This is a genomic window from Dendrosporobacter sp. 1207_IL3150, from assembly GCF_036763085.1.
Lineage (GTDB): Bacteria > Bacillota > Negativicutes > DSM-1736 > Dendrosporobacteraceae > JBAIYU01.
Map to the genome: position 1 here is coordinate 691687 of NZ_JBAIYU010000010.1, position 12750 is coordinate 704436.

Below are 12750 nucleotides of genomic sequence, written 5' to 3' on the forward strand. Positions count from 1 at the left end.
ACTTCCATCTTATTTTTCCTTATCATTATTTGTTTCAGATATATCTTTTTTTATCTCATCCGTAGCCTTCTTAAATTCGCCAATCGATTTTCCTAATGATCGACCTATATCAGGCAATTTACTAGGACCAAAAACAACCAATGCAATTACTAAGATCATTCCTAATTCTGGCAGACCTATTCCAAACATTTCTACCCCTCACTTTTTTAAAAGAAATTTATAACTCAAAATAAAATACACCCGACGTGCCGACATATAGGTAAAGAATTTAACCATAATATATATATTATATAATTTAATGCCAATTTAATCCTTATCTTTAAGATTCGCCTAAATTCGGAAATTCACCTGTCTTTTATCCCTAAAGATATTAGCGATTTAGTTACAGGATTTTTTATAGCACTATCCGAATCTTCTATGATGAGACGACCTAAGCTTTTTAAAACGGGGGTTGACCTTGATACGTTTAAATATTTTAGTAAGAGGTACTGTACAGGGCGTAGGTTTTCGTCCATTTATTTATCGACTGGCTAGCGAGTATAACTTAAAAGGCTGGGTTCGTAATAATTCAGCTGGTGTCGAAATTGAAATAGAAGGAACTGTTCCTAATATAGAGCTTTTCCAAAAGACGATTACTAGCAAAAAACCTCAGCTAGCCGTGATAACCAAAATTATAACTAAAGAAATTGATGTAACTAATAGTGTTGATTTTAAAATTCTAGAGAGCAATAATTCGCTCTTAGAAACTGCTATGATTTCATCTGACGCCGCAACCTGCCAAGACTGCCTGGCTGATATAACAAATGATCAAGGCAGGCGCTATGGCTACGCCTTTACTAACTGTACAAACTGCGGCCCGAGATACACCATTATTAAGTCCACGCCTTATGACCGTGCTGCTACAACTATGGACTCTTTTAAGATGTGTGATGCCTGTAAAAATGAATATAATGATCCAGCTAATAGAAGGTTTCATGCCCAGCCAAACGCCTGCCCGGTTTGCGGACCACAGTATCAACTGCTTGACAATAACGGTCAGCAGGTTGCTGATGAAACGACTGCATTCGAACTCGCAAGGCAACTAATAGCGGCTGGATATATATTAGCTGTTAAAGGCCTTGGCGGATATCATCTTGCATGTAACGCCTATAATGAATCCGCAGTAAAGCTCCTTAGAGCACGAAAAATTAGAGAAGATAAGCCTTTTGCTGTCATGGCCGGCAGCTTAGACACTTTAAAGACGATATGCATAATATCTGACGAAGAGACAAAGCTTTTAACCTCTCCCGAAAGCCCTATTGTTTTATTAAACAAAAGCAGTAACTACAATTTGGCGGAAACGGTATCACCTGATAACCCGCGCATTGGCGTTATGCTGCCCTATACTCCTGCTCATAGCTTATTGATTGATTCAAGCCAAGTTTGGGTGATGACCAGCGGAAATGCCAGCGATGAACCTATTGCCTATGAAGATACCGACGCACTTTGCCGGTTATCCAAAATCGCAGATTACTTTTTGGTACATAATCGACCTATTTACCGCAGGGCAGATGACTCAATTGCTTATGTAATTAACGGCAGCCCAGCACTTTTGCGCCGCAGCAGAGGCTATACACCTAGCCCAATTAAACTGCCAAAATCAATACCCTCAATGCTGGCCTGCGGCGGTGAACTTAAAAGCACTTTCTGCCTTACACGTGACAACAATGCGTATCTAAGTACGCATATCGGTGATCTCGAAACCCCAGCTACATATGATTACTATGTTGACTCCATAAGACATTATAAGCAACTTCTTAATATCGAACCTGAATGTGTTGCATATGACTTTCATCCAGAATATCTATCCACAAAATATGCCCTAAGCCTTGAAATACCTAAGGTTGCTGTACAGCATCACCACGCCCACATTGCCGCAGTTATGGCTGAGCATGGCTTACAGGAGGCAGTTATCGGAGTTGCCTTTGATGGTACAGGCTATGGTGATGATGGCTCACTTTGGGGCGGCGAATTTCTCGTTGCTGATTATAAAAGCTATATCAGAGCAGCGCATTGCAACTATCTGCCACTCCCGGGCGGCAGCAAAGCAATAAAAGAGCCTTGGCGTCTGGCACTGGCTGTTCTTTACGAGCATTATGGTGACACCCTAAAAGAAGCCAAACTTCCGGTCATGGAAATTTTACCGCCAGACTGGCCAATTGTAATTCAAATGCTCGATAAAAAATTAAATTGTCCTCTTACCTCTAGCGCGGGCCGCCTTTTCGATATTGTGGCAGCACTTTGTAAATTGCGGACTGCTATCAACTATGAAGGTCAGGCCGCAGTAGAACTGGAATTAGCTGCCGGAAATACTAAAGGCATAATCCTTCCCTATGAAATCACTACTGGGCGGCCTAGCATTATAGACTTCATGCCCACATATCGCAAAATAATAGAACTACTTGGCAGCGGTTACACTTTAGATTATATTAGTGCATCCTTCCACAACACGGTAGCGGACGCTATCTTTCAAATGATACATAAAGTAAGCCATGAGACCGGAATAGCTAACGTTGTGCTAAGCGGTGGAGTATTCCAGAATATACGCCTGCTTAATACTACTCTCAGACTATTAGCCGATAGTAAATTCAGAGTCTTGATCCCAAGACAGGTTCCTCCTAATGACGGTGGACTGGCCTTAGGCCAAGCACTCATCGCTGCCGCGAACCTCAAACTTATTTAATACTCAAGTGAGCAGAAACTCCTTTGTTCCAGCATATAATTTTGCATACTCTTCTTTGGGGTGATAATAATGGATTTAGTAACAAAAACAATACCAGTATCGGGAATGCACTGCAGCGCTTGTGAAACTAGAATTACAAAGGCCATTAACAAATTAAAAGGTATATCTCAGATAAGAGCGAGCTATCAGGAGAACTTGGTCGAGGTTTCATTTGATTCCAGTATATGTTCTTTAGATGACATTAAAGAAGTTATAGTCAGAGCTGGCTATGAAATTACCCCAGTAAAAAGCAGCAGCTTAGGTTCGATGCTTATAATATTTATTGCTATATTAGGCTTGGGACAGTTTTCGGGCAATTTTGATATGTCAGCAAAACTTCAGAGTAATGTCACTTATTCTCTGCTTTTTATTATTGGCATATTTACCTCACTACACTGTGTTGGAATGTGCGGGGGTATAATGCTGTCCCAAAGCTTAAATAACGGATCAGCTGGACGTTACGCCGTGATGCCTGCCCTAAGTTATAACCTTGGCAGACTTCTTAGCTATACACTCCTAGGCGGCATAGTTGGTGCTATTGGTTCTGTTATATCGCTATCCCTAGGGTTTATGTCAGGTGTAACTATTTTTGCCGGTTTATTTATGGTGCTAATGGGAATTAATATAGCCGGATTTACAATTGGCCGTAAAATTCTTAATCTTATCCGCTTGCCTTTGCCTAAGATTAATTTATCAAAGCCGAAAACACCTTTTCTGGTTGGTTTGTTTAACGGCTTCATGCCTTGCGGTCCGCTACAGACTATGCAGCTGTACGCTCTTAGCACCGGCAATGCGCTTGAAGGTGCGGCAACAATGTTTATCTTTGCTTTAGGTACAATTCCATTGATGCTCTCATTCGGCAGTATTTCAGCCTTCCTTAGTAAAAATTCGACTGCAAAATTGCTCAAATTCAGCGGCATCTTCATTATCGCCCTTGGCTTGATTATGACCAACCGTGGTCTATCCTTAGCTGGATTTAGTCTTCCCTTTAGTCAATATGCCAGCCAAAACATTACAGGGAATAACAATGTAATTAAAGCTGAGCTACGTGACGGAATTCAAGTCGTTAATATTACCGCGGACAATCGGGGGTATACACCAAATGTAATATTTGTGCAAAAAGGTGTTCCCTTAAAATGGATAGTTAACGGTCAACAAATTAATTCCTGTAACAATGAGATTATAGTACCAGCGCTTGATATAAGGAAAAAGCTAACCGCTGGTGAAAATATAATTGAATTCACGCCGCAGGCTGATGAGCTAACCTTCAGTTGCTGGATGGGAATGCTGACAGGTGTTATCAAAGTCGTTGATGATGTAAAATCGGTAGATATATCCAAAGCAAATGTCGCTGTGCCTCCTAGCAGCGGCTGCTGCGGCGCGGGTGCAGGAGGAGGCGGCTGCTGCGGCAGTTCGTCCGCCTCCGCCGGAATTTATGGTGATATTGCTAAAGTGCCAACTGACCGACTCATTAAAAAGGCGGAAATAAGAAACTCAAGCCAGACTGCTTATTTTAAGGGCATAGGTAATGAATTAGAGCCACTGATTATAGTAATTCAAAGAGATATGTCGGCAAAAATTATTCTAGACTTAACTAACTTTGATAACCCAGTTGGTAAATGGGAAGTATTTGATTATAAAAATAAAAATACTATTACTGCCTTCCAGGGTAAAAAAGGAGTTAACGAAGTAACTTTAAACGTCACCGAGGACTGCTCGCTGGGTTTATATAAAGATCGCAAGATCATTGCAATTATTGAAGTTGTAGAGAACACCGATAAAATAGATTTGGAAAAAGTGAGAGATAAATACTTAAGATAACCTTAGTCTCTGCTTAAAACCAATCAAATCCTAAAACAGTCAGCCGCAGACAAAGCGAACTAGCTCGTTTTGTCTGCGGCTGCATTTATGATAAGTACTCATCGCTTTTTGTTAATTCTTCTGGGTCAGGATGAATAATCCCCCACTCGGCACCTTCCTGATCTAACAATTCTTTTATAACGTCCAGCAAACCTTCCTTATCGCCTATTTCATCATGCCGTTCGGTAATTGCTCTAATAAACTCATTGACTCCTTCTGAGAACAGCGATTCAACCTCCATGCGACCTGTTAGCATATCACCTTCAGCTTCAAAAATCTCAAACGTTACATCAGGTTCAGGCCGCTCCCCACCTATTACACGAACACTTTGTTCGCCTTTATATATATAAACTATCGGGCTATTCAGATAAATATATAAATACTCACCTTCAAAATGATCGCCTTCCTCGATTTCAAAACACCCATTCCTTCCGCAGTAGTCTAACATAATCCCGCCTCCATAAGATTAATAATTACTCATTATTTTTTCCACAAACAACGAATAGATTCGCCTGAGGCTATCATAATATGAAGTTTTCTAAGGTATCATTTCATCTGCGTAACAAAATCTTGGCACTATTTTACCCACCACCACAATTTCTTCGAGAAACATAGCTTTAGGCCTGACCCATAAACCATAATCGCCGTAAAGGGCCTGATAAACTACAACATCTTCCATTGTTTCGCTATGTTTTGCTTCACCAATAACTTTATAATAATTTCCTTTGTAGTGCCTATATATGCCCTGCTTAATTGCGGTTTCTTGCTGCATAATAACACCCTCCGTAATATTATGGTAATAGGAAGAAAACTCCCAGCGGTAACTGGGAGTTTTAACTATGATTTAAGCTTTTCTTTGAGCATATCTTTATCTAATTCGTTTTCCCAGCTGGAAACTACGACTGTAGCAACACCATTTCCAATAAGGTTTGTAAGAGCGCGAGCTTCTGACATAAACCTATCTATTCCTAGTATCAGCGCTAAACCAGCTACTGGTATCGTAGGAATAACCGATAAAGTTGCCGCAAGCGTAATAAAGCCGCTGCCAGTAACTCCTGATGCCCCTTTCGACGTTAGAAGTAAAACTGTCAAAATGGTCAATTGCTGTGCTAGAGTCAGCTCAGTGTTAGTCGCCTGAGCTACAAATATCGCAGCCATTGTTAGATAAATCGAAGTACCATCTAAGTTAAACGAATATCCAGTAGGTATTACTAATCCAACGACGGATTTTGAACAGCCCAGCTTTTCGAGTTTATCCATCATACGAGGCAGTACACTCTCGGAAGATGAAGTACCCAGAACAATTAACAGCTCTTCCTTAATATACTTAATAAAGCTAAAAATGCTGAAACCAGCAAATCTGGTAATTGTGCCAAGTACTAAAAAGATAAACAACAGACAAGTAAGATAGAAGCTTCCCATGAGTTTAGCAAGAGGCGCAAGTGACGCAAGGCCGTACTTACCAATTGTGAACGCCATGGCACCAAAAGCGCCAATAGGAGCAACCTTCATAATAATGCCTACTACACCAAATAATCCATGTGAAATTTCGTCGATTATTCCTAATAGCTTATTGCTTTTTTCACCCATAGCCGATAAGGCGAATCCGAACATTATGGAAAACAATAATACCTGCAATATGTCACCCTTAGCAAAGGCATCAACAACAGTGTTTGGAATAATATTCAGTAAAAAATCAACAGTGCTTTGATTGCTTGCCACTTTAGTATAAGCAGCCACCGCTTTAGTATCTAACGTGCTGATATCAGCATTCATTCCTACACCAGGTTTAACAAAGTTAACTACTAAAAGGCCGATAATTAAAGCTACTGTAGAAACTAATTCAAAATATAATAACGCCTTCCCACCTACACGGCCAACCTTTTTCATGCACCCCATACCAGCGATTCCAACTACAACAGTACAGAATATTATCGGTGCAATTATCATCTTAATAAGTTTTATAAAGCCATCACCAAACGGCTTCATCGCAACCCCTAAAGACGGATAAAAATGCCCTAAAAGAATACCAACAATGATAGCGAAAATAACTTGAAAATAAAGGTATTTATAAATAGGTTGCTTCATTTTTTGCTATTATCTCCCCTCTTTTAATTTGATTTAGTTATTTTAGTAACAATATTAAAATCACAAATATATAATATCTCATTCTTCTTGGTAAAGTAAAGATTATCTCCCCTAAAGCAATATGTATACACAATGCAAATACATAGTAAACTATTACCTGCGTATTATTAGCACTATATTGGGCTATTTTGCTGAAAATTTACAAAAATCATAAAATAAAGGTAATCTGTTGATTTTGTGGAAAATAAATATACAAGCATTACTTAAGGAGCTGCCTAAAATGTTATTAAGTTCACCCAGCATCAAAGCATTACTAATAATAACATTTATCTTTGTTATAACTGTTTTGATTGTTTTAGCTTCCAAAGGAAATAAACGCCTCAAATTAATTTTGGCATCATCATTTGTCATTCCGCTAATGATAAGTTATTTACCCGAACGTGGGGCTGATGTAAGCTCCCAGTCTGAACGCCTATATGCGCTTGAACATCATCAGGCTATGTACTCCAGCTGGGTTAAAACATACGAAGCTAACTTTGACAGCATAGATAGATCCTGGCAAGATTTCAATAAAATAATAAAAGACTATGAGCAGAAAGAATATTCTAGAGAAACTACGGCTAAAAAACTTAAGGAAGTTCTTAACAATGCCATGGAACACAATCGTGAGATGCTTAAGGTAAATTCTCCACCAGAATTGCCGCTTGAAGCTCAAGATATAATGGTCGAAATGCAGAAAGAATTGCAGGCAATATCTTTGACTCGTATTATGATAATAGAAAAATCCATCAAATTATTGGATGAGCCAAACGGCAAGCAAAAGAAACATGAAGAAATAGTAACTGACATAAAAAAGCTAATTGTACTCAATAACCCAGTTTATATAGATATTATGCCAAAACTCTATAAACTCAAAGCTATTCTAATGCCAGTATAATCAATACAAAACGTTTAAAAGGGGCTGTTTCAATGGTCATTGACCTATTGAAACAGCCCCTTTTTATAATAACGATCAAGCAGTATTTTTCATTCTATATGATTTAAACTTAGCAGCCCCATATTCAATCATAACAAATAATACGGGTACAAGAAAAATCCCAAGAGCAGTTGCTACCAACATTCCACCAACAACTGTTGTGCCAAGCGCTGTACGCGCCGCCGCTCCAGCACCAGTAGAAAGAGCCAGCGGAATGCACCCTAGAATAAACGCTAGTGATGTCATTAAAATCGGTCTTAAGCGGAGTTTGGAAGCTTCTATCGCCGCCTGTACCGGATCCATGCCTTTATCGGTCCTTACTTTAGCGTACTCAACTATCAAGATTGCATTTTTAGCAGCTAAACCGATAAGCATAACCAGACCTATCTGCATATAAATACTATTCTCGAGACCGCGAGCATATTGGAAAAGTACCGATCCTAAAATACCAGTAGGAACAGAAAGCAGTACAGCAAATGGAATATTCCAGCTTTCATATAATGCTGCTAGACACAAGAATACGAAAAGAAGAGCAAGGCCAAATATAACTGGCGTCTGACCGCTGGATAATTTTTCTTCACGGCTTAAATCAGCCCATTCATAGGTGAAGGTCTTAGGTAATACTTCGGCCGCGATTTCCTCAAGGGCTGCCATAGCCTGACCAGAACTATATCCAGGTGCGGTTGTCGCATTAATCTGCATTGCCGGATAACCATTGAATCGCTTAATCAATGTCTGTCCGCTAGTCGATACAGGTGTTACCAAAGTATTTAACGGAACCATCGTACCTGCAGAATTGCGGACATAGAAGAACCGAGTAGCATCAACATCAGAACGAAACTCTGGTTCGGCCTGAAGCATAACCTTATAGGTACGTCCGAAACGATTAAAGTCATTTACCGGAACGCCGCCTAAAAAGGTTTGCAGCGCAGTGAAAATATCTTGAACAGGAACTCCTAAGGCCTTCGCCTTTTCACGATTTACCTCATAGCTGTATGAAGGAGTATCTGCGCGGAAGCTTGACTGAGCCATGGCAAGCTCCGGCCTCTTGCGAGCAGCTGCAATAAACTGCTGAGAGACGCTATTCATTTCTTCAAGCGAAGCACCACCACGGTCTTGGATCATAAAGGTCAAACCTCCAACTGAACCAATACCAGGAAGTGATGGCGGACTAAAAGCAAAAACGGTGGCTTCTGGGATGGCGCCAACTTTACCCATTGCTTGCCCAATTATTGACTTAAGCTGTTTGTCAGGTGTTGTTCTTTCAGCCCATGGCTTCATACCGGCGATTACCATCGCCCCATTTGATTTTTGACCGCCGGCTAACATATCAAAGCCTGCTATTTCCACAGTGTTTTCTACACCAGGAATTGAGCGGTATATTTCGCCAACCTGCTGCGCAACGGAACGAGTTCTGTTCATATTTGCAGCTTCCGGAAGACTGACAACTGACATCATAAATCCTTGGTCTTCATTTGGTACGAAAGTAGATGGGATAACTCTAAGCATACTCACAGTTAGTATAACAATAACTGTAAGACCAACACCCCAAAGACCTGCCCGACGGATAGACTTACGAACTCCCTCAGTATATTTATCAGTCAGACGATCAAACCAAGCATTGAATTTATCAAAAAACCTACCCATAACACCAGTACGAGGCTGCCCCGTGTATGGCTGCAGCATTAGGCTGCAAAGTGCTGGTGTAAGTGAGAGTGCAACAATTGCCGATAATGCCATAGACACAGCGATTGTCAAAGCAAACTGTTTGTATAGTACACCGGTTGTTCCGCCAAAGAATGCTACAGGTATAAATACCGAAGCTAGTACGAAAGCTATAGCAACAACGGGACCGGAAACTTCTTCCATGGCGCGGATAGTTGCATCTTTCGGACTAAGACCAGAGTGCCGCATATGATGCTCAACGGCTTCAACAACTACTATCGCATCATCAACAACCAGTCCTATAGCTAATACCATTGCAAATAATGTTAGTGTATTGATCGAAAAGCCTAATAATATAAATGCTCCGAAAGTTCCTATCAGCGAAACTGGTATTGCTAACATTGGTATAAGAGTAGCTCGCCAATTCTGTAAGAACAAATACACAATAATCATTACAAGAATCAATGCTTCAATAAAAGTGTGCAAAACTTTTTCTAAAGATTCACGTATATACTTGGTATTATCGGTAAGAATACGGTATTCCATGCCTGGCGGGAACCTTTTAGAAGCATCTTCAATTACTTGACGAACTCCGGCAATTGTTTCCAAGGCATTAGCCTCAGTTGTTAATTGGACAGCAAATACAACTGAATCTTTGCCATTGAAATTACTTTTAAAGGTATTATCCCTGGCACTTAATTCAACTGTTGCTACATCACCAAGATGAATTGCCGAACCGTCAGACTGAGATCTAATAATAACTTTTCTAAAATCCTCTTCTGTAGCAAGGCGACCTTGAACACTTGCTGTATATTGGAATTCCTGCTGGGCTACTGACGGCAATTGGCCAATTGTACCAGCCGGAGCCTGTACGTTCTGTTCTTTTATAGCACTTACGATATCAGATGAAGTAATGCCTAACTGCGCTAATTTGTCTGGTTTTAGCCAAATACGCATACTGAAATCAGAGCCGTATTCCGCAACATCGCCTACACCTTTAACCCGGCGGATATCATCAATAATGTTTATGCTGCCGTAGTTCTTAAGAAAAACACTGTCATAACTTTTATCTGGCGAAACAAGACTGAAGTACAGTGCAGTATCTGGTGATACTTTACGGGTTGTAACACCTGATAGCTGTACATCCTGAGGCAGACCTGCGTTAGCCTGAACAACACGGTTTTGTGTGTACATAGTGACCATGTCTGGGTTTTGCCCCAGCTCAAATTTTACATTCATAGAATATCGGCCAGAATCAGCACTGGTTGAAGTCATAGCAACTGCGCCTTGAACCCCATTGACCTGCTGCTCGATAACTTGCGCAACTGTTTTCTCAACTACATCAGCATTGGCACCTGTATAAATAGTGCTCACACTTACCTGCGGCGGTGTAATCTGTGGGTACTGAGCAATCGGTAAGTTAAAAGCTGCTATACTTCCTGCAAGTGTTATGAGAATTGCAATAACAATTGCGAAGATGGGCCGGTTAATAAAAAACTTTGCCATGAACCCGCCCCCTTACTTAGCTGCCGGTATATTTAGATCGTCCGGCCCGATCATAGTAACCTTAAGAGGGCTTCCTGGCTGAGTTTTTGCAAAGCCTTCAACTACAACAACATCCTGGACAGTAAGTCCCTCTTCCACAACTTGCATATTGCCAATTTTAGGCCCTAGCTTTACAGGCTTAGTCACGGCTTCACTGTTTGAGCCGACGACAGTCACAAAAGTTTTACCTAGCATATCTTGAACTGCTCGCTGTGGAATTAGAATTGCACCGGCTCTAGTCTCACCGATCGCAACAATTCGAGCAAACATGCCTGGTACTAGCAAGCGCTGTGGATTGGCAAAAGCTGCTTTCATAGCCAATGTTCCTGTTTGATTTGCTAAACCGCGGTCAATTTGCTCTAACTTGCCTGGAAGCGGATATTGGCTGCCATCACTTAAAATAAGTTTAAGATTCTGCCCCCATGCATCAGGTGTGTTGCCTATGCGGGCAAATTTTAAATATTCGTTTTCACTCATACTGAAACGCACTTGGACAGGGTCAACAGTCGAAACTGTTGCAAGCACAGTACTTCCGGCCTGAACATATCCTCCAACACTTAACTCGCCTACACCAATCCTGCCATCGATAGGAGATACGATAAGTGTATCAGCCAAATCGTTCTCAGCTTGAGCAAGTTTGGCTTGATAAGCATTAACCTGAGCTTGAGCCTGTTCGGATTGCGAAATAGAAGTATCTAGTGCTTGAGCTGCAATTCCACCCTGAGCCGCTAAACTCTTATAGCGTGCCACATCACGGCGAATGTTACTGAGAGAAGCCTGAGCCTGGGCTACTTGAGCTTGAGCATCTGCTACCGCAGCTAAATAGTGCCGCGAATCGATTTCAAATAATGGCTGACCCGCATGGACAGTATCGCCGCCTTTAACTAGTTTCCGCGATATATTGCCAGAAACTGTCGCTTTAATCGGCACCTCGTCCTTTGCTACTATTTCACCAACAAACTCGTATGTAACAGGTGTATCTTTTTGAATGACCTGAATGGCCTTAACAGCTACCTCCTGCGGTGCACGAGCACTTTGCTGTTTACTGCAGCCAGTTGCTAAAATTAAAAAAAGTGCTGTAATCCATATGATGCTTTTTTTGTTCACCGTTTTTCCTCCTCATTTAATACATTTGTATCAGTTTTAATGTTTATATAGTCAAGATGGTTTGTCTTGCTGCTGAACAACAATTCCATACATAAGAATATCAACCATGTAATTAATCATTTCTTTGACTGTAACTCTGTTTTGAAGCAAAAAAGCATAATTAGCAAACTCATGAAATGATCCTCTAAACATGACGCGCATAGCTGGAAAAAAAACTGGACGGAAAACTCCCTTTTGCTTACCCTCACTCAATAAAGCGTCTATTATTTCCCAAAGTTCATCAATAGATTTTTCGATTTTTTTCCACTGATGCGGCATGCATTTTTTTATATCCAATGATACCTGGTCTGCTGTGTCACCCCAAATAGTTGATCTTACCGTCATGATCTGTTTGAATTTCTCTCTTACGTCTAACTGATTATCGTATAAAATTGCTTCGCGTTTTGCTTTAAGTTCTGCCGTAACTTCGGTCAATAAAAAACCTATTAATTCTTCTTTAGAGGAAAAATTTTCATACAATGTCCGTTTGCTAACCCCCAATTGCCGTGCCAAATCATCCATGGTAAACTTAATGCCCCGTTCATTCAGTTCCGTCATGGCTGCAAGCATAATTCTATTGCGCAATGACTAATCCCCCCATCAAGCTAAAACTAATCACTCGGAAAACAAACTATGAAAACTATTTTCGTGTCCTCGTTACCAGCTTACACCTCGGCATAACTAATGTCAATTATTTCTTAAGTATAAT

At 40.6% G+C, this 12750-nt stretch carries 10 protein-coding genes; 3 read left to right on the forward strand and 7 right to left on the reverse strand.

Going from position 1 to position 12750, the window contains the following annotated elements:
• Positions 1–9 precede the first annotated feature (9 nt).
• The gene (tatA, locus tag V6C17_RS06790; protein WP_333521793.1) at positions 10–189 is read right to left on the reverse strand and encodes a twin-arginine translocase TatA/TatE family subunit; all 180 of its coding nucleotides are present in this window, start codon (positions 187–189) and stop codon (positions 10–12) included.
• A gap of 268 nt (positions 190–457) precedes the next feature.
• On the opposite strand from tatA, the gene hypF reads away from it, so the two are divergent.
• Both hypF and V6C17_RS06800 read left to right on the forward strand, forming a co-directional pair.
• Positions 458–2722 (forward strand): carbamoyltransferase HypF, encoded by a 2265-nt coding sequence (gene hypF, locus V6C17_RS06795; protein WP_333521794.1) that lies wholly within the window; start codon positions 458–460, stop codon positions 2720–2722.
• Positions 2723–2791: 69 nt separating this feature from the next.
• On the forward strand, positions 2792–4582 hold the full coding sequence (locus tag V6C17_RS06800; protein ID WP_333521795.1) for an urease accessory protein UreH domain-containing protein: 1791 nt from the start codon (positions 2792–2794) through the stop codon (positions 4580–4582).
• Between the two features lie 85 nt (positions 4583–4667).
• Here V6C17_RS06800 and V6C17_RS06805 read toward each other — a convergent pair whose 3' ends face one another.
• The 3 genes from V6C17_RS06805 to V6C17_RS06815 form a co-directional block, all read right to left on the reverse strand.
• On the reverse strand, positions 4668–5069 hold the full coding sequence (locus V6C17_RS06805; protein ID WP_333521796.1) for a hypothetical protein: 402 nt from the start codon (positions 5067–5069) through the stop codon (positions 4668–4670).
• 90 nt (positions 5070–5159) lie between these two features.
• On the reverse strand, positions 5160–5393 hold the full coding sequence (locus tag V6C17_RS06810) for a DUF1653 domain-containing protein (protein ID WP_333521797.1): 234 nt from the start codon (positions 5391–5393) through the stop codon (positions 5160–5162).
• Between the two features lie 65 nt (positions 5394–5458).
• A complete protein-coding gene (locus V6C17_RS06815; RefSeq protein WP_333521798.1) occupies positions 5459–6709 on the reverse strand; it encodes a dicarboxylate/amino acid:cation symporter in 1251 nt (416 codons plus the stop codon).
• Positions 6710–6989: 280 nt separating this feature from the next.
• Between V6C17_RS06815 and V6C17_RS06820 the strand changes: the two genes are divergently transcribed.
• Positions 6990–7646: a hypothetical protein gene (locus V6C17_RS06820; protein WP_333521799.1), complete on the forward strand. Its 657-nt coding sequence runs from the start codon at positions 6990–6992 to the stop codon at positions 7644–7646.
• A 75-nt stretch (positions 7647–7721) separates the two neighbouring features.
• Here the strand turns inward: V6C17_RS06820 and V6C17_RS06825 are convergent, their stop codons facing one another.
• Genes V6C17_RS06825 through V6C17_RS06835 form a run of 3 tightly spaced genes read right to left on the reverse strand, consistent with a single transcriptional unit; the run spans position 7722 to position 12626 of the window.
• Positions 7722–10856: an efflux RND transporter permease subunit gene (locus V6C17_RS06825; protein ID WP_333521800.1), complete on the reverse strand. Its 3135-nt coding sequence runs from the start codon at positions 10854–10856 to the stop codon at positions 7722–7724.
• A gap of 12 nt (positions 10857–10868) precedes the next feature.
• On the reverse strand, positions 10869–12002 hold the full coding sequence (locus V6C17_RS06830; protein WP_333521801.1) for an efflux RND transporter periplasmic adaptor subunit: 1134 nt from the start codon (positions 12000–12002) through the stop codon (positions 10869–10871).
• A gap of 51 nt (positions 12003–12053) precedes the next feature.
• Positions 12054–12626 carry a TetR/AcrR family transcriptional regulator gene (locus V6C17_RS06835; RefSeq protein ID WP_333521802.1) on the reverse strand — a complete coding sequence of 191 codons (573 nt, stop codon included), beginning with the start codon at positions 12624–12626 and terminating at the stop codon, positions 12054–12056.
• Between the last annotated feature and the right edge of the window lie 124 nt (positions 12627–12750).